Annotated in this window: 19 protein-coding genes; 9 read left to right on the forward strand and 10 right to left on the reverse strand. The window is 72.4% G+C overall.

Annotated elements, in window-relative coordinates; all coding sequences use genetic code 11:
• Positions 1-148 precede the first annotated feature (148 nt).
• The gene (locus ABTX62_RS27405; RefSeq protein WP_352118711.1) at positions 149-820 is read right to left on the reverse strand and encodes a hypothetical protein; all 672 of its coding nucleotides are present in this window, start codon (positions 818-820) and stop codon (positions 149-151) included.
• Positions 821-951: 131 nt separating this feature from the next.
• On the reverse strand, positions 952-3,135 hold the full coding sequence (locus ABTX62_RS27410) for an ABC transporter family substrate-binding protein (RefSeq protein WP_352118712.1): 2,184 nt from the start codon (positions 3,133-3,135) through the stop codon (positions 952-954).
• A gap of 288 nt (positions 3,136-3,423) precedes the next feature.
• Here ABTX62_RS27410 and ABTX62_RS27415 point away from each other — a divergent pair, with 288 nt between their 5' ends.
• From ABTX62_RS27415 to ABTX62_RS27430, 4 genes are read left to right on the forward strand one after another with little or no spacing between them, the layout of a single operon-like run.
• Positions 3,424-3,714, forward strand: coding sequence for an Rv0250c family protein (locus tag ABTX62_RS27415; protein WP_352118713.1), 291 nt, complete (start codon positions 3,424-3,426; stop codon positions 3,712-3,714).
• Between the two features lie 57 nt (positions 3,715-3,771).
• The gene (gene sdhC / locus ABTX62_RS27420; protein WP_352118714.1) at positions 3,772-4,608 is read left to right on the forward strand and encodes a succinate dehydrogenase subunit SdhC; all 837 of its coding nucleotides are present in this window, start codon (positions 3,772-3,774) and stop codon (positions 4,606-4,608) included.
• 17 nt (positions 4,609-4,625) lie between these two features.
• On the forward strand, positions 4,626-6,566 hold the full coding sequence (locus ABTX62_RS27425) for a fumarate reductase/succinate dehydrogenase flavoprotein subunit (protein ID WP_352118715.1): 1,941 nt from the start codon (positions 4,626-4,628) through the stop codon (positions 6,564-6,566).
• Positions 6,563-7,339: a succinate dehydrogenase/fumarate reductase iron-sulfur subunit gene (locus tag ABTX62_RS27430; RefSeq protein WP_352118716.1), complete on the forward strand. Its 777-nt coding sequence runs from the start codon at positions 6,563-6,565 to the stop codon at positions 7,337-7,339. Before ABTX62_RS27425 ends, ABTX62_RS27430 begins: the two co-directional genes overlap by 4 nt.
• Here the strand turns inward: ABTX62_RS27430 and ABTX62_RS27435 are convergent, their stop codons facing one another.
• The 7 genes from ABTX62_RS27435 to ABTX62_RS27465 all read right to left on the reverse strand — a co-directional run bounded on the left by ABTX62_RS27435 (position 7,340) and on the right by ABTX62_RS27465 (position 15,310).
• A complete protein-coding gene (locus ABTX62_RS27435) occupies positions 7,340-8,428 on the reverse strand; it encodes a glycoside hydrolase family 18 protein (RefSeq protein WP_352118717.1) in 1,089 nt (362 codons plus the stop codon).
• Between the two features lie 696 nt (positions 8,429-9,124).
• Positions 9,125-11,761 (reverse strand): SpoIIE family protein phosphatase, encoded by a 2,637-nt coding sequence (locus ABTX62_RS27440; protein WP_352118718.1) that lies wholly within the window; start codon positions 11,759-11,761, stop codon positions 9,125-9,127.
• Positions 11,762-12,013: 252 nt separating this feature from the next.
• Positions 12,014-12,457: an ATP-binding protein gene (locus tag ABTX62_RS27445; protein ID WP_352118719.1), complete on the reverse strand. Its 444-nt coding sequence runs from the start codon at positions 12,455-12,457 to the stop codon at positions 12,014-12,016.
• A 123-nt stretch (positions 12,458-12,580) separates the two neighbouring features.
• Complete coding sequence (locus ABTX62_RS27450; protein WP_352118720.1) at positions 12,581-13,036, reverse strand: (deoxy)nucleoside triphosphate pyrophosphohydrolase; 456 nt, start codon at positions 13,034-13,036, stop codon at positions 12,581-12,583.
• 64 nt (positions 13,037-13,100) lie between these two features.
• A complete protein-coding gene (locus tag ABTX62_RS27455; RefSeq protein ID WP_352118721.1) occupies positions 13,101-13,295 on the reverse strand; it encodes an SPOR domain-containing protein in 195 nt (64 codons plus the stop codon).
• 341 nt (positions 13,296-13,636) lie between these two features.
• Positions 13,637-14,389 carry a GntR family transcriptional regulator gene (locus ABTX62_RS27460; RefSeq protein WP_352118722.1) on the reverse strand — a complete coding sequence of 251 codons (753 nt, stop codon included), beginning with the start codon at positions 14,387-14,389 and terminating at the stop codon, positions 13,637-13,639.
• A 147-nt stretch (positions 14,390-14,536) separates the two neighbouring features.
• Complete coding sequence (locus ABTX62_RS27465) at positions 14,537-15,310, reverse strand: hypothetical protein (protein WP_352118723.1); 774 nt, start codon at positions 15,308-15,310, stop codon at positions 14,537-14,539.
• A 56-nt stretch (positions 15,311-15,366) separates the two neighbouring features.
• On the opposite strand from ABTX62_RS27465, the gene ABTX62_RS27470 reads away from it, so the two are divergent.
• Positions 15,367-15,588 carry a DUF2283 domain-containing protein gene (locus ABTX62_RS27470; protein ID WP_352118724.1) on the forward strand — a complete coding sequence of 74 codons (222 nt, stop codon included), beginning with the start codon at positions 15,367-15,369 and terminating at the stop codon, positions 15,586-15,588.
• Positions 15,589-15,836: 248 nt separating this feature from the next.
• Entirely contained in the window at positions 15,837-17,417 is a 1,581-nt protein-coding gene (locus tag ABTX62_RS27475; RefSeq protein ID WP_352118725.1) for a S8 family peptidase, read from the forward strand.
• A 90-nt stretch (positions 17,418-17,507) separates the two neighbouring features.
• Here ABTX62_RS27475 and ABTX62_RS27480 read toward each other — a convergent pair whose 3' ends face one another.
• Positions 17,508-17,996 carry a MarR family winged helix-turn-helix transcriptional regulator gene (locus ABTX62_RS27480; RefSeq protein ID WP_352118726.1) on the reverse strand — a complete coding sequence of 163 codons (489 nt, stop codon included), beginning with the start codon at positions 17,994-17,996 and terminating at the stop codon, positions 17,508-17,510.
• A gap of 109 nt (positions 17,997-18,105) precedes the next feature.
• Between ABTX62_RS27480 and ABTX62_RS27485 the strand changes: the two genes are divergently transcribed.
• The 3 genes from ABTX62_RS27485 (at position 18,106) to ABTX62_RS27495 (ending at position 23,287) form a co-directional block, all read left to right on the forward strand.
• On the forward strand, positions 18,106-20,208 hold the full coding sequence (locus ABTX62_RS27485; protein WP_352118727.1) for an MMPL family transporter: 2,103 nt from the start codon (positions 18,106-18,108) through the stop codon (positions 20,206-20,208).
• Between the two features lie 117 nt (positions 20,209-20,325).
• Positions 20,326-21,909: an SDR family oxidoreductase gene (locus tag ABTX62_RS27490; RefSeq protein ID WP_352118728.1), complete on the forward strand. Its 1,584-nt coding sequence runs from the start codon at positions 20,326-20,328 to the stop codon at positions 21,907-21,909.
• A gap of 4 nt (positions 21,910-21,913) precedes the next feature.
• Positions 21,914-23,287, forward strand: coding sequence for a cryptochrome/photolyase family protein (locus ABTX62_RS27495; protein ID WP_352118729.1), 1,374 nt, complete (start codon positions 21,914-21,916; stop codon positions 23,285-23,287).
• Positions 23,288-23,367: the final 80 nt, after the last annotated feature.

Raw genomic sequence — 23,367 nt, forward strand, 5'->3', positions numbered from 1 at the left:
TCACCCCATGGTACGGGGCTGCGGCCGCGAGGGTTAGCCGGGATACGTCGGTGCAGGTCAGGCCTGTTTCAAGGTGCTCGGCCCGGGCGCCGGGACCTGCTGGGGGCTGCCGCCCCCAGGCCCCGCTCCGGCCTGGACGGCCTCGTCCTCAAGCGCCGGACGGGCTGGGGGTGGCCGGCCCCTCGCAGACCCGCTCGGCGACCTCCCGGGCCAGGGCCGAGTCGGGGCGCTCGTCGCAGTCGGTCAGGCCTGCGATGTCGATCCTCCAGTTCCGGGCATGGCCGGAGACGGTCCGGCCGTCGGGGCACGTGTAGCGGAAGTCCGCCGACACTTCCCTCACCCCGGCGTACTGGACGAACTCGCCCGACGCGCGGGGCGTGACGCGGTCGGTGTCGAGCTCGGGGGCCGGGAGCCCGATATCGGTGAAGGACCAGGTGTCGCCCCCCGCCTCGGCCAGGGTGCGCGCGTCGGACTCGATCTCGCCGGTCTTCTTGCCGAGCGAGAAGAGGATCTCCGCGGGGGACGGGGCCGGTCCGTCGGCGCGTACCGAGGGGCGGGGGGTGTACACCCGCCGCATCGGGTGCTGGAGGGCGCCGCCGCCCTCGCCGAGGCGCTCGGGGGCGGATACGCCGGTCAGCCGGTCCCGCTCGGTGAGGTGGGACCAGGTGAAGGTGCCGTTCGCGCAAGCCTTCGCGGCGGGCCGGGCCGTCTTGCGGTCGGCCCCGTCGCCGCCCGCACCCCCCGTGCACGCCGTCAGCCCCGTCACCAGCACCCCGACGACCAGCCCGGCCGTGCGGGCCCGCCCCACCATGCCGCTCATCCGCCGCCCCCGTCCCCCGTGCACGGACGCCCGGCGCCCGCACCATGATCACTACTGGTCTCATGGTGGGACGCCGGGCGCGGGACGGCAAGGCGTTTGAGCGTTCCCAGAGCTTTTGGGCGTTCCCGGAGCTACGGGGTGGCCGAGCCCTTCGCCGACGGGCCCGACGCCGGCTTCGCGCCCTTCTCCAGGAAGCCCATGTCCTCGTAGACCGGCGTGCCGAAGCCGAAGGCGCCGGTGTTGACCAGGTTCTTGCGGGCCGCCAGGAGCTGGGGGCGCTGGAAGAGGGGGATCGAGCCGGCCGCGGCCCAGATGCGGGAGTCGGCCTTGCGGATCAGGGAGCGGGACTCGTCCTCGTCGAGGGTGGCCACGGCTTCGTCGAAGAGCTGGTCGACCTGGTCGGTGCCGACCCGCGTGTAGTTCTGTTCGACGTTCAGCGAGCCGTCGGCGGCCGGGACGGGTTTGGCGTAGACGGGCCGGGCGTCGGTGGCGGGGAACGCCGTGGCGGGCCAGGAGTACAGGGCCAGGTCGTACTGGCCGGAGGCGATGTGGTCCTTGAAGTAGGACTCGTCGGAGACCTTGGAGATCTCCGTGCCGATGCCCACGCGCTCCAGCATGCGGGAGATGCGGTCCGCGACCGTGCGCAGCGTCTGGGAGCCGGGCCCGGAGGGGAGGACGAAGCGGAGGGTGAGGGGCTTGCCGTTCTTGGCGAGCCGGGCGGACTCCTGGTTCGCCGGGGCGGCGGTGCCCTTGGGGGCGTACGCGCCGGGCACGCCGCCCTGCTGGGGCTTGTACTGCTTGCCGTCCTGGGCGAGGTGGTCGGCGGGGTCCGGTCCGTCATGCGCCTTGTTGTCCTCGCCGACGACGTACGTGCCGTCGTCGTCCGGCTTCTCCCCGGAGTCGCCGTCGGTCTTCTCCGCCTCGGAGCCGGCCGCCTTCTCCTTCTTCTTCTGTTCCTCGACCGGGCCGCCGCGCACCCACCCGGCGTCCGCGAGCAGCGCCTGGGCCTCCTTGGTGTCCTGGCCGCCGAGGGCGCCGCTGTTGTCGGCGTAGGCGGCCTGGCCGGACAGGGCCAGGTGGCTGCCGACCGGGACGGCGGGCAGGCCGAGGGGTTCCAGGACGGCCTTGGCCAGCTCCTTGCGGTCCAGGGCGCGGGCGACGGCCCTGCGGACGCGTTCGTCGGCGAGGGGGCCCTCGGCGCCGTTGAGGGCGAGCTGGGTGTAGGCGGGCTCCAGGGACTTGCGCACCTCGAAGCCCTTGAGGGCCTGCTGCTGCCGGGCGTACTCGGCCACGGCCTTGCGCAGCTTCTTGCGGGCGACGGTCTCCTCGTCGGCGGCGTCCTCGTCGGAGCCGTTGGCCACGGCCCAGGAGTGCAGGGAGTCCGCGGCGGACCGGTCGGCGCCGGGGCCCATCAGCGGGCTGGTGGAACTCGACGGGCGGGCGGCGACGGTGATGCGGCGGGCCGCGGAGGGGTCGATCTCGGCCAGGTCGAGGGTGTCGGCGGCGAGCGCGGCGGCCCGCTTGTCGCGCGGGACGGCGCGCAGCTCGATCTCGGAGAGCTTGGCGCGCTGGCCCCACCAGCGCGGGTTGCGGGTGAGGGTGACGCGCTCGTCGTCGCGGTCGACCTTCCGCACCGTGAAGGGACCGGCGGTGACCTTGAGCTTCATGCGGGCCCCGTCGTTGAAGGAGTCCGGATTCCCCATGACGTCCTTCGGGTACAGCGGCGAGAACAGCGAGCGCCAGTCCGCGTAGGGGCGGCCGAACGTGACCCGGACCTCCAGGGCGCTGTCGCCGCGCTCGATCTTCTGGATGCGTTCGTAGCCGGCGTTGCGGGCGGTCCAGTAGGCGGTGTCCTTGCCGGACAGGGCACGCCACTGGGCGGCGAAGTCGGCGGCGCCGATCTCCCGGCCGTCGCTCCAGACGGCCTGCTGGTTGAGCTTGTACAGCACGACCTGCTTGGGCTCGGTGTCGACGACCTCGGCGGACTCCAGGTAGTCGGGGTTGCGCTCGGGGCGGCCTGAGGCGTTCATGCGGAACATCGACGGCAGGACGGCCTGGGCGACGCGGGTGGTGGTGGCGTCGGCGTCCGACTGGAACGTGTTCAGGGTGTCGGGCACGGAGTCGACGGCCCAGCGCAGGGTGCCGCCGTCGGTGATCCGGTCGCGGGGGGCGGGCTGGATGTCCTGCCCGGCGAGCGGCTTGCCGGACGGGTCGTCCGAGCCGCATCCGGCGAGCGCGGGCACCGCGAGCACACCCGCGGTGAGGAAGGCGACCGAGCGCGTGACCGCACGCGGGCCGACACCGTGCTGGGACATCTGTGCTACCTCCGGGGAGCCGCGGGCGTTATGATCACTTTTGGCGGTATTTGGAGCTCATCTGATGTATGCGGCCACTGAAGAGGAAAGGGTTCGGCAGCACAGGGCGACACGGCGGTCACGGGCGGGAAGCCACCCGTGCGGCGCAACGCACCGCAGGGTGCACCCACACGCCTCGGCCAATCGATGCACATCCCTTCACAGCACAAGGTGTGACGCGCAACACTCGCAGGCGCATGAACGTTGCCGCCTTGGGCCACGAAGGACCCGCGGAAGTGAGGGCAAGTCATGTCCGTTCACGACGAACTGACGTCAGTCCAGCGCAATCTCGACGAGGTGTTCCGGTCGCTGGGACGCCTGGAAAAGCAGCTCGGCACCGGCGGCCTGGAGATGCGCCGCGTCCGTGCCGACGCCAACCACCTGCGCGAGAGCGTCGCCCTGCTGCGCGACGCAGCGGCGTCCACGGTCGCGCCGACCCGCCCCGAGCTGGTCACCATCTCCGACACGCCGTACGACGCCGCCCTGTGGAGCGACTCGGACGACGAGGGGCTCGGTGCCCGGGACCGGCGCGCTCCCTGACCCGGGCAGGAGTCGAGCGCGACCGGCACCTCCCCCGAACCCGACCGGAGTCGTCACGTGGCCACTGGTACGGAACCCCCTGCCACCGCACCCCATCACCCGAGCGGCGGAGTGCGGGGCGGCACGCGCGCCGCGATCGCCGCCCCGCACCTGCGCACCGACCGCTGGTGGCTGGCCCCGGCCGGCACGGCCGCGGGTCTGCTCGCGTTCATCGTCTACTCGACCTGGCGGGCCTTCGCCGGTGCGGACTACTACGCGGCGCCGTACGTCTCCCCGTTCTACTCGCCCTGTCTGGCGGAGAACTGCGTGCCGATGAAGGCCGGCCCCAACTGGGAGATCTTCGGAAGCTGGTGGGGCATCTCGCCCGCGATCATCATCCTGATCTTCCCGCTCGGCTTCCGCCTGACCTGCTACTACTACCGCAAGGCCTACTACCGGGGCTTCTGGGCGTCCCCGCCGGCCTGCGCGGTCGCCGAGCCGCACAAGAAGTACACCGGCGAGACCCGCTTCCCGCTGATCCTGCAGAACATCCACCGGTACTTCTTCTACGCCGCGATCGTGGTCGCCGGGATCCTGACCTACGACACCGTGCTGGGCTTCCGCGACGAGACCTACGCGTGGGGCCACATGGGCCTCGGCACGCTCGTGTTCCTGGTCAACATCGTGCTGATCTGGGCGTACACGATCTCCTGCCACTCCTGCCGGCACATCGTAGGCGGCAAGCTCAAGCACTTCTCCAGACATCCCCTGCGCTACCGGATGTGGCAGTGGGTGGGGAAGCTCAACGCCCGGCACATGCAGCTGGCCTGGGCGTCGCTGGTGAGCGTGGCGCTCGCCGACTTCTACGTCTACCTGGTCGCGTCCGGCGTCTTCGACGATCCGCGCTTCTTCTAGAGGATGGGGCCTTACCGATGTCCGTGGTCGACCGGCAGGAATGGGACGTCGTCGTGGTGGGCGCGGGCGGTGCCGGGCTGCGCGCCGCCATCGAGGCCCGCGAGCGGGGCGCCCGTACGGCCGTGATCTGCAAGTCGCTGTTCGGCAAGGCGCACACGGTGATGGCGGAGGGCGGCATCGCCGCCGCGATGGCCAACGTCAACAGCGGCGACAACTGGCGGGTGCACTTCCGCGACACCATGCGCGGCGGGAAGTTCCTCAACCAGTGGCGGATGGCCGAGCTGCACGCGCAGGAGGCGCCGCAGCGGGTGTGGGAGCTGGAGACCTGGGGAGCGCTGTTCGACCGCACCGAGGACGGCCGGATCTCCCAGCGCAACTTCGGCGGCCACGAGTACCCGCGCCTCGCGCACGTCGGTGACCGCACGGGCCTGGAGCTGATCCGCACCCTCCAGCAGAAGATCGTCTCGCTCCAGCAGGAGGACTTCCGCGAGACCGGCGACTACGAGTCCCGGCTGAAGGTCTTCCAGGAGTGCACGGTCACGCGTGTCCTCAAGGAGGACGGCCGCGTCTGCGGCGTGTTCGGCTATGAGCGCGAGTCGGGTCGCTTCTTCGTGCTGGAGGCACCGGCCGCGGTGATCGCCACCGGCGGCATCGGCAAGTCCTTCAAGGTGACGTCGAACTCGTGGGAGTACACCGGCGACGGCCACGCGCTGGCCCTCCTCGCGGGCGCTCCCCTGCTGAACATGGAGTTCGTGCAGTTCCATCCGACCGGCATGGTCTGGCCGCCGTCGGTGAAGGGCATCCTCGTCACCGAGTCGGTGCGCGGCGACGGCGGTGTGCTGCGCAACTCCGACGGCAAGCGGTTCATGTTCGACTACATCCCCGACGTCTTCAAGGACAAGTACGCCGAGACCGAGGAGGAGGGCGACCGCTGGTACGACGACCCGGACCACAACCGGCGCCCGCCCGAGCTGCTCCCCCGCGACGAGGTCGCGCGGGCGATCAACACCGAGGTGAAGGAGGGGCGCGGCTCCCCGCACGGGGGCGTGTTCCTGGACGTGTCGACCCGGATGCCCGCCGAGGTCGTCAAGCGGCGGCTGCCGTCGATGTACCACCAGTTCAAGGAGCTGGCGGACGTCGACATCACGGCCGAGGCGATGGAGGTCGGGCCCACCTGCCACTACGTGATGGGCGGGGTCGCGGTCGAGTCCGACACGGCGGCGGCCCGCGGGGTGCCGGGGCTGTACGCGGCCGGTGAGGTCGCCGGCGGCATGCACGGCTCCAACCGGCTGGGCGGCAACTCCCTGTCCGACCTGCTGGTGTTCGGCCGCCGGGCGGGCCGGCACGCCGCCGAGTACGCGGCGGGGCTGGCCGGGGCGCGGCCCGTCGTGGACGACGTCCAGGTCGACGCCGCCGCCGCCGAGGCCCTGCGGCCCTTCTCGGCCGAGGCGGAGATCGAGGAACCGGCGGGCGGACCGCCGGAGAACCCCTACACCCTCCACCAGGAACTCCAGCAGACGATGAACGACCTGGTCGGCATCATCCGCCGCGAGCCGGAGATGGAGCAGGCCCTGCGGAAGCTGGCCGAACTGCGGGTCCGGGCGCGGCGGGCCGGGGTCGAGGGGCACCGGCAGTTCAACCCGGGTTGGCACCTCGCCCTGGACCTCAGGAACATGCTGCTGGTCAGCGAGTGCGTGGCGCGGGCCGCGCTGGAGCGCACCGAGTCGCGCGGCGGTCACACGCGCGAGGACCATCCGGGCATGGACCGCGAGTGGCGCCGGATCAACCTGCTGTGCGCGCTCACCGACCCGACGGGCGGCCTGGCGGCGACGGACCCGGTCCGCGGCCAGATCACCCTCACCCGCGAGACCACCGAACCCGTCCGTGCCGACCTGCTCGCCCTGTTCGACAAGGAGGAGCTGGTCAAGTACCTCTCCGAAGAGGAGCTCTACGAATGAGCGGCTATACGACCCACTTCAGGGTGTGGCGCGGGGACGTGAGCGGCGGCGGCCTGGAGGACTTCGAGGTCGAGGTGAACGAGGGTGAGGTGGTGCTCGACATCATCCACCGCCTCCAGGCCACCCAGGCGTCCGACCTCGCCGTGCGCTGGAACTGCAAGGCCGGCAAGTGCGGTTCCTGCTCGGCGGAGATCAACGGCCGGCCGCGGCTGCTGTGCATGACGCGCATGTCGGTCTTCGAGCGTCAGGAGACGATCACGGTGACGCCGCTGCGGGCGTTCCCGGTCGTCCGCGACCTGGTCACCGATGTCGGCTTCAACTACCAGAAGGCGAGAGAGGTCCCGGCCTTCGTCCCGCCGCCCGGACTCGCCCCCGGCGAGTACCGCATGATGCAGGAGGACGTGGACCGGCCGCAGGAGTTCCGCAAGTGCATCGAGTGCTTCCTGTGCCAGGACACCTGCCATGTGGTCCGTGACCACGAGGAGAACAAGCAGGCGTTCGCCGGGCCCCGTTACCTGATGCGGATCGCCGAGCTGGACATGCATCCGCTGGACTCGGCGGCGGAGGCGGGCCTGGACCGCCGGACCACCGCCCAGGACGACCACGGCCTGGGCTACTGCAACATCACCAAGTGCTGCACGGAGGTCTGTCCCGAGGGCATCAAGATCACGGACAATGCGCTGATCCCGCTGAAGGAACGGGCGGTCGACCGCAAGTACGACCCGCTGGTGTGGCTGGGTTCGAAGATCAGGAGGCGGTCCTCGGCGGGCTGATCATTCGCCGACCCAGTCCTCCTTGTACGCGCGCCAGTCCGCCTCGGTCGCCGCGAAGTCGATGTACAGCGCGACACCGAAGTTGGCCCGGTCCGCGTCCGTGCGGGACAGACCGAGGCGGACGCCCCGGACGGCGGCGGGCACGGTCTCGGCGTGGCCCCAGTGGTCGAAGTTGCTCTCCCAGTAGAAGGGCAGGCCCATCAGCAGGTCGGTGGAGGGCGGGGTGACCTCCAGGGCGAGGGAGGTCTGCTGGGCGACGTAGCCGCCGTAGGTGCTCTCCAGAGGCTGGGCGGTGTCGTACGACATCACGGCGATCTGGTCGACGCGGCGGGCGACCTGGCCGAAGAACTCCTGCGACCACCACTTGGGATGTTCGGTGAAGAAGCCGAACACGGTGTGGAGGGCCGGGAGCGGGTCGATCTGGTGGGCGGCGACCGACAGTCGCGCGTCACGGGAGCGCGTCTCGCGGCGCAGGGCGTCGAGGAGGGCGAGGTAGTCGCGGTCGCCGGACGGCATGGGCTCCAGGTCGAGGTGAATGCCCTCGTAGCCGGTGTCGAGGACCTGGCGGGCGGAGCGGACGACGGCGGCGCGGGTGTCCGCGTCGGCCAGACGCATGCCGTCGGGGCCCTCGGTGGCCAGGACGTCACCGAGGAAGGCCTGGACGCGGACGCCGGGCAGTTTCTCGTGCACGGCGTCGATGAACCAGCGGGCCCTCGGATAGACCGCCTCGGGAAGCGTGCCGTCGTGTTCCAGCGGACCCGAGTGGACGTACAGGTCGCGGATGCCGGTGCCTTGGAGGCGGCGGGCGAGGGCGGTGACGTCGGTGTCCTTCTTACGGCCGTCGACCCAGGCGTGGCCCAGCCAGAGGGCGTCACGGTCGCGGGTGCGGGTGCCGTCGGCCGGGTCACCCATGTAGTTGACGCGCAGAGCCGTCAGGACGGACAGGAGCGGCAGCAGCAGGAGCAGGGGGAGGGCGACGGCCGTGCGTCTGACCCACCGCCGGCGTCTCGTGCCGCCGTCCCGGCCGGGCGGGGGGTCCGCCTGGGGTGGTAAGGAGTTCTCGTCGTCGCCGGCTTCCGTGCGCTCCATGCCGTCTCCCCTCGGTGGTGTGGTCGATGTTGCCGGGGAGGACGATCAGCACGGGCGTTCGGTTGCGATCAGTCGAGGTTTCCGGCCAGGTGCCGTACGCGCGGAGGCCCCTGCGTGGGCCAGGGCGGCGGTGTCGGCGGCGGGACGGCGTCGCCGGCAGGATGGCGGTCTCGGCGACCTGGGGTGGCGGCTTCGGCGCCGAGACGGCGGTGCCGACTGCGGAACGGCGGTCTCGACAGCCTCGTGGCGGCTTCGGCGCCGGGACGACGGTGCCGACTGCGGAACGGCGGTCTCGACAGCCTCGTGGCGGCTTCGGCGGCAGGACGACGGTGTCGGCGGCAGGACGACGGTGTCGGCGGCCTGGCGGCGGAGAACGAGGGGGGGGCGGGCCGTCGCGGGCGAAGGTCGTGAAGGCCTACCGGAGCGGAAGGGGTCGGCCGCCTCGACGGCGAACGACGACGTCCACCGGCGCGGGGCCCCGACCCCGCGGTGCGGGGCCGGCCCGGCCGCGTCGGCCGGGTCCCGGGGACGCAGCACCAAGGCGGGGGCCGTCGGCGCGTCGCCTCGCCGCGAGCCGGGTCGTGGTGTCGGGGACGGGGTGGGGATGCACGGTGACGGGGACGGTGACGGGGACGGTGACGGGGACCGGGACGGGGACGGGGACCGGGCGATCGTACGGTGGCGGTCGGCCCGCTGTCAGAACAGGCTCAGCAGTGCCTCCGCCGGGTCCGTCAGCCTCGTGTCGCCTCCCGGAAGGGGCAGTTCGAACCACACCGTCTTGCCCCGGGGCGTGCGGCGGGAGCCCCACGCCGCACTGAGGAGGCCGACGAGCTGGAGGCCTCGGCCGCCCTCGTCGGTGTCGCGGGCGCGGCGGCGGCGTGGCTGGACCAGGCCGGAGTCCCAGACCTCGCAGACCAGGGTGCGGTCGAGCAGGAGGCGCAGGCGGATCTCGCCCTCGCCGTAGCGCAGGGCGTTGGTGACCAGCTCGCTGACCAGCAGCTCCGTGGTGTCGACCAAGGGCTCCATGCCCCAGGCGAGCAGTTGGGCACGCGCGTACTCGCGGGCCCGGCCCACGCTGCGCGGCTCGCGCGGCAGCGTCCAGTCGCCCACGGAATCCGTGGGCAGCCCCTGTACACGTGCCATCAACAGCGCGATGTCGTCCTCACCGTGATGGGTGTCGAGGGTGTTGAGGACGTGGTCGCAGACGTCCTCCAGGGGCTGGGCCGGGTCGGAGAGCGCGCTGACGAAGGCTTGCAAGCCCTCGTCCAGGGGGTGATCGCGGCTTTCGACCAGTCCATCCGTGTAGAGCGCGAGCAGCGCGCCTTCGGGGAGTTCGACCTCGACCTCCTCGAAGGGCTCGCCGCCGACGCCGAGCGGCATGCCCGGCGGCACGTCGAGCATCAGCGCCGGCTCGCCCGGCTCGACCAGGACGGGCGGCAGATGGCCCGCGTTGGCGAAGGTGCAGCGCCGGGTGACGGAGTCGTAGACGGCGTAGACGCAGGTGGCGAGGTACACCTCCGACAGGTCCGCCTCCCGGGGGCGGCGGGCCGCCCGGGTCGCCTGCTGCACGCCGCCGGGGGCGCCGAGGCCGCGGGCGATCTCGTCCAACTGGGAGAGCACCTCGGCCGGTTCGAGGTCGAGCTGGGCCAGGGTGCGGACGGCCGTGCGGAGTTCGCCCATGGCCACGGCGGCGCGCAGACCGCGGCCCATGACGTCGCCGACGACCAGCGCGGTGCGGTGCCCGGGGAGTTCGATGACGTCGAACCAGTCCCCGCCGACCTCGCTGGGGCGTCCGGTGTTGACGTTGCCGGGCAGGTAGCGGCAGGCGATGTCGAGGCCGGAGGCCTCCGGGTCGCCGGGCGGGAGCAGGGACCGTTGCAGTATCAACGCGCGTTCGTGTTCGCGCCGGTAGAGGCGGGCGTTGTCGATGCAGACCGCTGCACGGGCGGCGAGTTCGACGGCCAGGTCCCGGTCCCGGTCGCCGAACGGCTCGCTGCCCTTCGTGCGGGCGAACTGCACGAGTCCCACGACGGTGTCGTGGGCGACCATCGGCACGGCGAGCGTGGACTGCACGAGCCCGCCGTCCTCGCCCGGGACGGTCTGGGGGCGGGCCGTGCGCAGGGCGTCCGCGCAGGGCGAGTTGAACGGGTAGTGGTGGACGGCGCCGACCGCGACGGGCACGCCGGTGCCGGCGAAGGGCGCGTCGGACACGGCGCTGGCGAAGGCCACGCGGCGCAGTTCACCGCTGCCGTCGGCGAGCCCGGGCGGGGTCTCGTCGCCGGCCAGCAGGCCCTGGTAGAGGTCGACGGTGGCCAGGTCGCAGAAGCCGGGGACGACGACGTCGAGGAGCTGGCGGGCGGTGGTCTCCAGGTCGAGGGAGTTGCCGATGCGGGCGCCCGCCTCGTTCAGCAGGGCGAGATTGCGCCGGGCGGCGGCTGCCTCGCGGGCCGCGGCGCGCCGGGCGGTGATGTCGGTGCCGAGCCAGGCGATGCCGATGGGGCGGCCCGAACCGCTGTGCACGCGGTAGAGGTTGACGGACCAGTGACGGCGCTCGTCGGAGCCCGGCACGAAGCCGGTGATGTGCATGTCCGTGATGGAGTTGCCGCTCTCCAGCACGCGGCGCAGGGTCGCGGCGACCCGCTCGGCCTCGCCGCGCTGGAGGTAGTCGTGGACGCCCTTGCCGCGGTGGTCTTCGGGCGTGCCGCCGAAGATGGACGCGAACCGCTGGTTGGCGCGGCGGACCCGCAGGTCGGAGTCGATCAGCAGGAAACCGAACGGGGATTGACTGAAAATGGCCTGCGAGGCGGCGAGGTCGGTCTCGATGCTGCGCAGGGTGCGCACGTCGACGACGATGCAGACGGCCGCCTTGTCGCCCTCCTCGGTGCGCGTCGGCATGACGTACACCTCGGCGAGCCCTTCGTGGCCGCACTCCCCCTCGACACCCTTCGGCATCCGGAAGGGCACCACGCCGGTCCACTCGCGTCCGTCGAGGATCTCGGCCATCTTGCGCATGCCGCGCTCGCGGTGGCGCGGGTCGATGAACGCCTCGATGGGGTCCATGCCGACGGCCTTGTCGGCGGAGATGCCGAAGAGGTGCTCTGCGCGCAGGCTCCACTGCTCGACCAGCCCGTCGGGGCCGATGGAGAAGGACGCGACCTTGATGTAGTCGTAGATGGATCCGGGGGGACTGCTCTGCCACATGGCGTCCCCGGAGCGCACCCCGTCGGCGGCGAGCGCACCTCCCACCGCGGAGGCCAGGCCATCGACGGCCCTCGCCCTCGCGCCCGCCGACGGGTCCTCGGACTCCGTGGCCTTCGCTGGTATCTCGCTCACGCGAACCGTCCCCTCCAGCTCACCGCGCCCGGCACCGGTCACCGGGGGCGGCTGCCCGCAGTATCCAGCACTACGGTGCCGCACAACACGGTGTTCACGATCACAGCACGGTCCCGATGGTTTTCGGTCCGGACCGTGACAACACTTCCAGTCTTCTAACCAGGGGACACGTCGTCGAATCCCGTCGGCCGGCAACCGCCACTGGCCTGAACCAATCGCTCTACAGCGGTAAGACGTACGTACACCGGATTTTCACTCCGGCAACGCGAGTTCGAACCACACCGTCTTGCCCGTGGCGCCCGGCCGGGTGCCCCAGCGGCGGGAGGAGGAGGCCACCAGGTGCAGTCCGCGGCCGTTCTCGTCCTCGGGGCGGGCGGCGCGCTCGCGGGGCGGGTCCGGCAGCGGATCGGAGACCTCGACCAGGAGGACGGCGCCGAGGCCCACGGGGCGGACCAGGCGGACTCCGATGGGGCCGGTGGCGTGCCGCAGGGCGTTCGTGACCAGTTCGCTGACCAGGAGCGCCGCGAGGTCCGCGAGGCTGTCCAGGTTCCAGGCGCGGAGTTGGCCCCGGACGGCCTGCCGGGCGGTGCGCACGACGCCCGGCTCGGCGGGAAAGGTCCACCCGGCGCAGTCACCTTCGGTGTCGTTCACGCCGATCACTTCCCGGGCAGGAGCCCCACTCATGTCTGGTTTCATGGGGTTAATGGGCACATACCCGATATCCGGGGCGGAGTACCGCGCGGGGCGGCGCACTGTGGCACAAAAGACGTAGGGATCGTCTGCACAGCACTGTGTGAGGCCGCGCGCCCCCGACCGGCTTCAGGCGCCGGGCTCGTGCGGGCTGCCGGAGACGGGGTGGCCGGCTACCGGGCCTTCCGCCGTTCCCAGGTGCGCGAGGGTCTGCCGTACGGCGGGGACGTCCTGGTCGAGCCAGTCCACGTCCCAGATCTCGTGGGGGTCGAGCCAGCGCAGCTCGTCGTGGTCCTCCAGGGGCGCGGGAGCGGCGGAGCCGGGCCGCAGCCGGGCGGTCCACACCTTCAGGACGTAGGGGGGCCTCAGGGGCCACTCGCCCGGGACGCGCCCGCCCACCTCGGCGTCGACGCCGAGTTCCTCGCGCAGCTCCCGCACGAGCGCGGCGTCGGCCGTCTCCCCGGGCTCGACCTTGCCGCCGGGCAGCTCCCAGCGCCCGGCCAGCTCGGCGGGGGCGCTGCGCCGGGCGGCCAGCAGCCGCCCGTCCTCGACCAGTGCGGCAGCCACGACGATCCGCTCACTCATGCGGGGAGCCTACGGGAGCCCCGCCGATCGCCGGAGCCTTCCCCTGGGCGGCCCGGGGCGGCAGTCAGTCGTGCACCGCGGCCGCCCCGTTCTGACCGAGCCGCTCGACCCAGTACAGCTGCTTGTGGCCACGACCGTCGAGGCTGTCCACGATCTTCTGGGCCTCGGCCCGGGTCGCGTACCGGCCCACTCGGTAGCGGTTGCCGTTGTCGTCCTCTCGTATCACGAGCCAGGGCAGAGTGACCGTGCTGTCGTTCATCGCGCCCCTCCTCTTCCCGTCCGCGGCCTGTGCCGTGCCCCACCCGCCAAGGAAACCGCAATGCGCATATGCCCGAGCCTACGCCTTACCTTTACGCAGCGAATACGGCTTTTCACCAAGAGGTACGCAACCAGCCAGAACGCAGGGGGCGCACACTCATGAACGCGCCGTCCTAGCACCTCCGCACAACCAGGCGCACGCACACCGCCTACACGAGCCTCGACCTGCGTGAACGACAGCCGTCCGCGAGACGCGCACGGCCCCGGTCCGTGCCGGGCCGCGCGGTGAAAGTGTGAGCGGGGCGCGCGGGGAGCGCGCCGCGGGGCGGATGTGAGCGTTCGCTACTTGACCGGAAGGTGATAGGCGACCCGGTACCGATCGGCCGGGATGACCACGTCGGCCGTCTCCACCGGGCGGCCGGAGGCGTAGAACGTGCGCTGGATGACCAGGACCACGTGCCCCGGGACGCCGCCCAGGACGAGCAGTTCCTCGGCGAGGCCGGGCCGGGCGCCGACCTCCTCCGTGACGTTGTCCACGATCACGTCGATGGCACGCATGCGCTCGACGACGCCCATGCCGCCGACCGGCCCCTCCTCCGGCAGCATCACGGGTGTACGCCCCGTCACGGCGAGGGGCTCCCAGGACGTGGAGAGCATCATCGCCTCACCGCCCTCGCGGTAGAGATACCTCGTGCACATGACCCGCTCGCCCGGCTCGATGCCCAGCCGCTCGGCGACCGCGACGCTCGCCTCGGACTGCTCGCTGCTGGACTCCCACGTGCCGCGTCCCTCGCCGTCGGCCTGCTCCTGGCGGAACGCGGTGGCCCCGCCGGCCGGACGGAAGCCGGAGCGGGAGATGCGCCGGGGCACCGGCCGCTCGCGCACATACGTGCCCGAGCCGGAGCGGCCCTCGACCAGGCCTTCCGCCATGAGCACCTTGCGGGCCTCCAGCGCGACGGTGTCCGAGACCCCGTACTCCTGGCGGATTCTGGCCTGGGAGGGGAGACGGGTGTGGGGCGGCAGCTGACCGTCGACGATCTTCTGACGGAGATCACCCGCGACGCGCAGGTACGCGGGCTGCTCACCGAATGTCACTGGCCGCTCCCATCAGGTTGTACAGACAGCAACAGCGTGGCAACCGTGGGTTGTGCGGTGCAAGCAAAGGCCAGAGAATCACTCGATGTGATGACATGGGGGCCCTGAGGGCTTTACGCAGGCGGTTTCTCCCCGCTATGGCCGCCGTCACACCTGCGATTCGGAGTCCCGGCTCTCGTCCACCCCTCGGGCCGGCGGGGTCGCCACCAGCCCGAGGGCCTTGCGCGCCGTGACGGTCGCCGAGCCGTCCACGAGCCCGTACGCCTTGCCGTAGTGCGTGCAGTACGTGTCGGCGTCACCGGCGGTGCTCGCCTTCCGCCCTTCCTCCCGGGCGTCCTCCAGGTCCTCCACCAGGCCGGCGACGGGCTTGCGGGCATCGGCCCGCCAGGCGTGCCCGCGCAGGGCCTCGGTCTGCTCGTTGAGCACGCCGTGGACGTCGGTGGCCCAGGCCCGGTGGGCGGGGAGGTCGTCGTCGTGGGTCCTCTCGGGCTCCTCGTAGAGCGCCGCGTCGAGGGCGTTGGCCGTGGACAGGAAGGCAACCTGGTCGGTGTCGAGCGTGGTGGGATCGCCGCGCAGGGAGCCGGTCAGTTTGAGCCCGGCCTCGGTGTCGCCGAAGAGGCAGGTGATCGCGCGGTCGCCGAACCGCCGGCTCTCCCGGGACGGCCGCAGGTGGTACACCTCGACATCGGCCGGCATGGCCCAGGTGTCCATCGCGTACCGGTCCTGGAGGGCGTAGCACTTCTCGTCGGCGATGCCGGTGATCCTCGCCTCGCCCGGGAAGGCGCCGCCCGGCAGCGTGGCGCAGCGCGGCATCAGCCAGGAGACGGTCGCGCGTACGGTGAAGACCGGCAAGAAGACCAAGGGCAAGTCGCCGGGCACGTGGAAGTACACCACCGGCAAGGTCTGGGTGGTGATCAACAAGGCCGGCAACGTCGTGTCCGTCGGCCGCAACGGAGCCCGTCCCCGAGAGGCGAAGCATGCACATCGAGTACGACCGCGAGAACGACACCGCGTATGTCTCTCTCGTCGCACACATCGCCGACGGCGCCGCCGTCCGGCAGGTCCCCGTCGACGGGGTCGGGGCGGACGCCGAGGTGTTCCTCGACGTGGACGCGTCGGGGCGGCTGCTCGGCATCGAGGTGATCGGTGCGGGTGGGGCTCTGCCGGTGGAGGTACTGGAGCAGGCCTCCACGGGCTGAGGGGGCGCGGGGCGATCGGCCGGCGGAGCAGGGGGTGGAGCGGTCCCGGCGCGATTGACAGGTCGTCACAAAGGTCCTGCCGGTCCGTGCAGGGCCCTTGTGCAATTCCTGTGGAGGCCTCAATCTTTCGCTGACGCACAGGAGTAGCCGCTGTCTTGACATGGTCATGACCCACTGGCCCCATCGGCGGCGACCGACGGGCGTGCACCACACCCCACAGCGCACCACCGATGAGGAGGACCCCTCAGATGGCAGTGATGCGTACTCCCCACCGCTCCACCCGGCGAAGACTGGCCGCGCTCGGCGCGACGGCCACCGCGGCGCTCGTCGCGAGCCTCGTCTCCGCCCTCCCCGCCGGCGCGGCCCCGGTCGCGACCGAAGGACGCGTGCAGTACGAGGGCGCCGCGAACACCGTCGCCGACAGCTACATCGTCACCCTGAAGACCGAGAAGGCCGGTTCCGCCGAGGGCCGCGCGCTCGCGCACAAGTACGGCGCCGACATCGAGCGGACGTACACCAAGGCCCTGAACGGCTACGAGGTCGAGGCCTCCGCGTCCGAGGCGAAACGTCTCGCCGCCGACCCGGCCGTCGCCTCGGTCGTGCAGAACCGGACGTTCTCCATCACCGGGACGCAGCCGAGCCCGCCGTCCTGGGGCCTGGACCGCGTCGACCAGAAGAGCCTGCCGCTGAACAGCTCGTACACCTACCCGGACTCGGCGGGTGAGGGCGTCACCGCGTACGTCATCGACACCGGCGTCCGCATCACCCACGGCGACTTCGGCGGCCGCGCCTCCTACGGCTACGACGCCGTCGACAACGACAACACCGCCCAGGACGGCCACGGCCACGGCACGCACGTCGCCGGCACGGTCGCCGGAAGCGCCTACGGCGTCGCCAAGAAAGCCGAGGTCGTGGGCGTCCGGGTGCTGAACAACTCCGGCCAGGGCACCACCGCCCAGGTCGTCGCCGGCATCGACTGGGTCGCCCGGAACGCGGTCAAGCCCGCCGTCGCCAACATGTCCCTCGGCGGCCCCGGCGACACCGCCATCGACACGGCCGTCCGCAACGCCATCACCTCCGGCGTCACCTTCGTGGTGGCGGCCGGCAACGAGTCCACCAACGCCTCCACCCGGTCCCCCGCACGGGTCACCGAGGCCGTCACGGTCGGTGCCACGACGCCGAGCGACGCCAAGGCGAGCTACTCCAACTACGGCACCGTCCTGGACCTGTTCGCGCCCGGCTCGTCCATCACCTCGGCCTGGAGAACGAGCGACTCGGCGACCAACACCATCTCCGGCACGTCGATGGCCAGCCCGCACGTCGCCGGCGCCGCCGCCCTGCACCTGGCGGCCAACCCCACGGCCACGCCCGCGCAGGTCTCCGCCGCGCTGACGTCCGCCGCCACCACCGGCGTCGTCACCAGCCCCGGCACCGGTTCACCCAACCGGCTCCTGTACGTCGGCGGCGGTACGACCACCCCGCCCGGCCCGCGCTTCGAGAACACCGCCGACCAGGCGATCGCCGACAACGCCACCGCCGAGTCCCCGGTGACGGTCTCCGGCGTCTCCGGCAACGCCCCGTCGGCCCTGGCCGTCGAGGTGCACATCGTCCACACCTACATCGGTGACCTGCAGATCCAGCTGATCGCCCCTGACGGCACGGCGTACACGCTGAAGGCGTACGGCACCGGCGGCAGCGCCGACAACATCGACACCACGTACACCGTGAACGCCTCCTCGGAGACCGCGAACGGCACGTGGAAGCTGCGTGTGAGCGACAACGCCCGTTACGACACCGGGCGGATCGACGCCTGGGCGCTCCAGTTCTGACCTCAGCGAGCTGAGTGAACTGAGAGCTGAGTGAACTGAGCGCAGGGGCCGGGCTCGTGGGTCCGGCCCCGACCCGTTCGTGACGAACCCTCAGCCGGGGTCCCGCCGCAGCAGGGCCAGTTCCGCGTTCAGCTCGGCGAGAAACCGGACGACCACCTCCAGCTCCTCGGGGCTGAACCGGCCCCTGGCCGCCTCGGTGCTCCGGGCCAGCGGCCGGAAGTAGTCCCGGGCCAGGCCTCTGGCCGCGTCGGCGTAGTGCAGGTGCACCACGCGGCGGTCCCCGGCGCCCCGGACCCGGCGGATGTGGCCGGCCCTCTCCAGTCGGTCGAGGCACGCCGTCACCGCGCCGGACGTGAGATTGAGCTCCCCGCGCAGCCGGCCGGGCGTCATCGGCTCGTCGCCCGCGTCCGGGTCGGAGTCGGCGGCCAGGATCGCGATCAGGGCCTGCATGTCGGTCAGGTGCAGGCCCTGATCCTGGGCGAACTCCTGGGTGATGCGGTTGAACTCGCTGTTCATCCGGCGCAACAGAACGGCGAAGGTCTGCAACCCGGTGGGGTCGTCCGCCGGAAGAGACGCCATGGATGCACCGGAGCCGCTCATCCCCCCACCCTAGTATCTCTCAACCATTGAGATACTTTATGAGTGAGTTAATTTGTCCACGACTCACCTCCTACGGCTTGGGATGCGCATGAGAACCGCACAGCGACGGGCCCGGTGGCTCGTACCGCTCGTCCTGCTCCTCGTCTGGCTGGGCGTGGGCGGAACGCTCGGCCCCTACGCGGGCAAGCTCGGCGAGGTGGCCACCAACGACCAGGCCGCCTTCCTGCCCCGCAGCGCCGAGTCCACCCGCGTCCTCGACGCCCGGAAGGCGTTCGACCGGTCCGAGACCGTGCCGGCCATCGTGGTCTGGACGGCGGACGGGGAACGGTTCACCGAGGACCGGCGGGCCGAGGCCACCCGGGCCGTCGGCGCGCTCGCCGGGAAGCCCGGCGTCGTCGGCCGCCCTTCGCCCGCCCTGCTCTCCGACGACCGTCAGGCGATGCAGGCCGTCGTCCAGCTGGAACCCGACCTCGGCGACGAACTGCCCACCACCCTCGACGCGGTGCGCGAGGCGGCCCGGGCCGTGCCGGGCACCACGGCGCAGATCGCCGGACCGGCGGCCAGCCAGGCGGATCTGTCGGACGCGTTCGCGGGCATCGACGGACTGCTGCTGGGCGTGGCCCTCGGCGCCGTCCTGCTGATCCTGCTGCTGGTCTACCGCAGTGTCCTGCTGCCGTTCCTGATCATCCTGGGCTCGGTGTTCGCCCTGGGCCTGGCCTGCGCCGTGGTCTACGCGCTGGCGGAACGGGACGTGGTCCGGGTCGACGGGCAGGTGCAGGGCATCCTGTCGATCCTGGTGATCGGCGCCGCCACCGACTACGCCCTGCTGCTCGCCGCGCGCTTCCGCGAGGAACTCGCCCTGCGCCCGGACCGTTTCCGGGCCGCGACGGCCGCCGTACGCCGGTCGTTCGGGGCGATCACCGCCAGCGCGGCCACCGTGGCGCTCGGGCTGCTGGCCCTGCTCGCCAGTGACCTCACCAACAACCGTGCCCTGGGGCCGGTCGGCGCCATCGGCATCGGCTGCGCCGTGCTCACCGCGCTCACCTTCCTGCCGGCCGCGCTGGCCCTGCTGGGCCGCACCGCCTACTGGCCGTCCCGGCCCAAACCCCCCGAGGAGTCCGGGAAGGGAACCGGCGTGTGGCGGCGGGTCGCCGGGGCGGTCAACGGCCGGCCGCGGCGGACCTGGGTGGTGACGGCGCTCGTGCTGGCCGTGTTCGCGGCCTTCTCGCCCTCCCTGTCCGCCAAGGGCGTGCCGCTGGACGAGATCTTCGTGAACGACGCGCCCTCGGTGTCCGCGCAGGAGACGCTCGGCGCGCACTTTCCCGGCGGGTCCGGCAACCCCGCCGTCATCATCGCCGACGCGGACCGGACCGCCGAGGTGACGGCCGCCGCCCGGAGCACCGAGGGCGTGGCCTTCGCCGGTGCCTCCGGACGGCCCGGGGCGGGCGAACCGCTCGTCCTCGACGGGCGGGTGCGCATCGACGCCACCCTGGCGGCGAGCGCGGACAGCGACGCGGCCAAGGAGACCGTCGCGCGGCTGCGCGCCGCGGTGCACGCGATCCCCGGGGCCGACGCGCTGGTCGGCGGGTACACCGCCCAGCAGTACGACACCCAGCGGACCGCCGCCCGGGACCGGACGGTCATCGTGCCGATCGTGCTCGCCGTCATCCTGCTGATCCTGATGCTGCTGCTGCGTTCCCTGCTCGTGCCGGTGCTGCTGGTGGCGACGGTGGGGCTCAACTTCCTGGCGACCCTCGGGGTGGCGGCGCTGGTCTTCCAGCACCTGCTCGGGTTCAGCGGCACGGACGCGTCGGTGCCGCTGTACGGCTTCGTGTTCCTGGTGGCGCTCGGCGTCGACTACAACATCTTCCTCATGTCGCGGGTCCGGGAGGAGGCGCTCGCGCACGGCAACCGGCAGGGGGTGCTGCGCGGGCTGACCACCACCGGCGGGGTGATCACCTCGGCCGGTGTGGTGCTCGCCGCGACGTTCGCGGCGCTGATGGTGATCCCGCTGGCGTTCCTCGTGCAGATCGCGTTCATCGTCGCCTTCGGGGTGCTGCTCGACACGCTCGTGGTGCGCTCGCTGCTGGTGCCCGCACTGATGATCGACGTCGGCCCGCGGGCGTGGTGGCCGAGCGCCCTGGCCCGGACGGCCCCGCGGGGGCCGGACGGCGGTACGCCCTCCGGCTGAACCGTCGCCGGCGCCCGTGTCGTGCATCCGCCGCGGGCGCCGGGCGGGAAGTGTTCGCGTCAGGGCCGGCCGTGCACCGACAGCGCGGCGACGGCGTCGGCGGACGGAGGCACGACCATGACGACGGACGGGCGGCGGCTGCACTGCCTGGTCACCGGGGCGTCCGGCTACATCGGGGGGCGACTGGTGCCCGAGCTGTTGCAGGAAGGCCACCGCGTCCGGTGCCTCGCCCGCTCCCCCGCCAAGCTCGGCGACCACCCCTGGGCGGCGCACGCCGAGACCGTCCGGGGGGACGTCACCGACCCGGGGTCGCTGGCGTCCGCGATGCGCGGCGTCGATGTCGCCTACTACCTGGTGCACGCCCTCGGCTCCGGCTCGCGCTTCGAGGACACCGACCGCGCCGCCGCCCGGACCTTCGCCGAGCAGGCCCGGGCCGCCGGGGTGCGGCGGATCGTCTACCTGGGCGGGCTCACGCCACACGGCGTCCCCGAGGACTCCCTCTCCCCGCACCTGCGGTCCCGGGCCGAGGTGGGGCGGATCTTCCTCGACTCGCCCGTGCCCGCGACGGTGCTGCGCGCCGCCGTCGTCATCGGCTCGGGCTCGGCGTCGTTCGAGATGCTGCGCTACCTCACCGAACGCCTGCCCGTGATGGTCACCCCCAGCTGGGTGCACACCCGCACCCAGCCCATCGGGGTACGGGACGTGCTGCGCTACCTCGTCGGATCCGCGACCATGCCGGACGACGTCCACCGGGCCTTCGACATCGGCGGGCCGGACATCCTCACCTACCGCGACATGATGCTGCGCTACGCCGCCGTGGCCGGGCTGCGGCGGCGGTTCATCGTGCCGGTGCCGGTGCTCACGCCACGGCTGTCCAGCCACTGGGTCGGCCTCGTCACCCCGGTGCCCGCCTCCCTCGCCCGGCCGCTGACCGAGTCGCTGCGGCACGAGGTCGTCTGCCACGAGCACGACATCGCCCGCTATGTGCCGGACACCCCGGGCCGGCCCCTGCCGTTCGACGAGGCGCTGGCCCTGGCACTGCGCCGGGTGCGGGAAGCGCAGGTCACCACGCGCTGGTCCTCGGCCTCGGTGCCCGGAGCGCCCAGCGACCCGCTGCCCACCGACCCCGACTGGGCGGGCGGCAGCCTCTACCAGGACGAACGGCAGCGGCCGGTCGACGCCTCCCGGGAGGCGCTGTGGAGGGTGGTCGAGGGCATCGGCGGCGACAACGGCTGGTACTCCTCCCCGCTGGCCTGGGCGGTCCGGGGCCGGCTGGACCGGTTCGCGGGCGGTGTGGGACTGCGCCGGGGACGGCGTGACACCGAGCGTCTGCGGGTCGGCGACTCGCTGGACTTCTGGCGGGTGGAGGAGATCGAACCGGGTCGTCTGCTGCGGCTGCGGGCCGAGATGCGGCTGCCCGGCCTCGCCTGGCTGGAGATGTACACCGAGACCGACGAGCAGGGCCGCACCCGCTACCGGCAGCGGGCTCTGTTCCACCCGCGCGGCCTGCTGGGCCACGCCTACTGGTGGAGCGTCGCCCCGTTCCACTCCGCCGTGTTCGGCGGCATGGCCCGCAACATCGCGCGGGCCGCGTCCGAGGGCACGAGCGGACGGCGGAGCGCCACGCGCCGCCGACGGGCCCGCCGGCGGCGAAGTGCCCGGGAGCAACGAACGCAATCCGCACCACCGCACCAGGAGTGACGCCATGACCGCCGCGGTCGTCCTGTTCACCTCGGACCTGCGTCTGCACGACCATCCGCCCCTGCACGCCGCGTTGAACTCGGCGGACGAGGTGGTGCCCCTGTTCGTCCGCGACCCCGCCGTGCACGCCGCCGGCTTCGACGTGCCCAACCGCGCCGCCTTCCTCGCCGACTGCCTGGCCGACCTCGACTCGGCTCTGCGCCGGCGCGGCGGACGGCTGGTGGTGCGCACCGGGCCCGTCGCCCGGGAGGTCCGCGCGGTCGCCGCCGCCTGCGGCGCCACGGAGGTCCACATGGCATCGGGCGTCACCGGCTACGCCCACCGCCGTGAGGAGCGGCTGCGCGAGGAACTCGACGCCGCCGGTGTCGCCCTGCGGGTGCACGACGCCGTGGTCACCGCCGTCGCGCCGGGGGCCGTGACACCACTCGGCTCCGACCACTTCGCCGTGTTCACCCCCTACATGCGCCGCTGGTCCAAGGAACGGCTGCGCGACCTCCTGCCCGCGCCGCGCGCCGTACGGGTGCCCGACGCCGTGCGCGGCGAGGAGCCGCCGTCCCGGACGGGCATGGCGGACCTGTCGCCGCGGCTTCCGGACGGCGGGGAGACGGCCGGGCGCGAGAAACTGGCGCGATGGACCGACACCGGTCTGTCCCGCTACGAGGAACGCCACGACGACCTGGCCGGTGACGCGACCTCGCGCCTGTCGCCGTACCTCCACTTCGGGACGCTCTCGCCGGTGGAGGTCGTACGGCGGGCCCGGGAGAAGGGCGGCGCCGGCGCGGAGGCCTTCGTCCGTCAGCTGTGCTGGCGCGACTTCCACCACCAGGTCCTCGCGGCCCGGCCCGATGCGGCCGCGCGGGACTACCGCACCCGGGGCGACCGGTGGCGCGGCGAGGACGAGGCCGCCGAGGACATCGCCGCCTGGCGGGAGGGCCGCACCGGCTACCCGGTGGTCGACGCGGGCATGCGCCAGCTGCGCCACGAGGGCTGGATGCACAACCGGGCCCGGCTGCTGGTGGCGAGCTTCCTGACCAAGACGCTGTATGTGGACTGGCGGATCGGTGCCCGGCACTTCCTCCGGCACCTGGTGGACGGCGACCTCGTCAACAACCAGCTGAACTGGCAGTGGGTCGCCGGCACCGGCACCGACACCCGTCCCCACCGCGTCCTCAACCCCGTGCTCCAGGGCAAGCGCTACGACCCGGACGGCACCTACGTCCGCCGGTGGGTGCCCGAACTGGCGGACGTCGGCGGCGCGGCGGTGCACGAGCCCTGGCGGCTCCCCGCGGACGAGCGGGCCCGGCTGCGCTATCCCGCGCCGCTCCTCGACCTCGGTGAGGGACTGGCCCGCTTCCGGCAGGCCCGCGGCCGCGGCTGACAGCACGGCACCGCGCGCATCCGAAACACCGCCCCCGGTGGAAGCACTGATGTGCGGATGACCGGAAGCGAGAAGGGGTT

Source organism: Streptomyces sp. NPDC096046, assembly GCF_040303285.1.
In the GTDB taxonomy this organism is placed as follows: domain Bacteria; phylum Actinomycetota; class Actinomycetes; order Streptomycetales; family Streptomycetaceae; genus Streptomyces.

Bases quoted from the DNA above. Each gene is read 5' to 3' on its own strand.
- ABTX62_RS27490 (WP_352118728.1), top strand. From the start codon at position 20,326: ATGACGACGGACGGGCGGCGGCTGCACTGCCTGGTCACCGGGGCGTCC.
- ABTX62_RS27445 (WP_352118719.1), bottom strand. From the start codon at position 12,457: ATGAAACCAGACATGAGTGGGGCTCCTGCCCGGGAAGTGATCGGCGTG.
- ABTX62_RS27485 (WP_352118727.1), top strand. From the start codon at position 18,106: ATGAGAACCGCACAGCGACGGGCCCGGTGGCTCGTACCGCTCGTCCTG.
- ABTX62_RS27415 (WP_352118713.1), top strand. From the start codon at position 3,424: ATGTCCGTTCACGACGAACTGACGTCAGTCCAGCGCAATCTCGACGAG.
- ABTX62_RS27435 (WP_352118717.1), bottom strand. From the start codon at position 8,428: ATGGAGCGCACGGAAGCCGGCGACGACGAGAACTCCTTACCACCCCAG.
- ABTX62_RS27410 (WP_352118712.1), bottom strand. From the start codon at position 3,135: ATGTCCCAGCACGGTGTCGGCCCGCGTGCGGTCACGCGCTCGGTCGCC.
- ABTX62_RS27495 (WP_352118729.1), top strand. From the start codon at position 21,914: ATGACCGCCGCGGTCGTCCTGTTCACCTCGGACCTGCGTCTGCACGAC.
- ABTX62_RS27425 (WP_352118715.1), top strand. From the start codon at position 4,626: ATGTCCGTGGTCGACCGGCAGGAATGGGACGTCGTCGTGGTGGGCGCG.
- ABTX62_RS27405 (WP_352118711.1), bottom strand. From the start codon at position 820: ATGAGCGGCATGGTGGGGCGGGCCCGCACGGCCGGGCTGGTCGTCGGG.
- ABTX62_RS27430 (WP_352118716.1), top strand. From the start codon at position 6,563: ATGAGCGGCTATACGACCCACTTCAGGGTGTGGCGCGGGGACGTGAGC.
- ABTX62_RS27455 (WP_352118721.1), bottom strand. From the start codon at position 13,295: ATGAACGACAGCACGGTCACTCTGCCCTGGCTCGTGATACGAGAGGAC.
- ABTX62_RS27450 (WP_352118720.1), bottom strand. From the start codon at position 13,036: ATGAGTGAGCGGATCGTCGTGGCTGCCGCACTGGTCGAGGACGGGCGG.
- ABTX62_RS27470 (WP_352118724.1), top strand. From the start codon at position 15,367: ATGCACATCGAGTACGACCGCGAGAACGACACCGCGTATGTCTCTCTC.
- ABTX62_RS27475 (WP_352118725.1), top strand. From the start codon at position 15,837: ATGGCAGTGATGCGTACTCCCCACCGCTCCACCCGGCGAAGACTGGCC.
- ABTX62_RS27480 (WP_352118726.1), bottom strand. From the start codon at position 17,996: ATGGCGTCTCTTCCGGCGGACGACCCCACCGGGTTGCAGACCTTCGCC.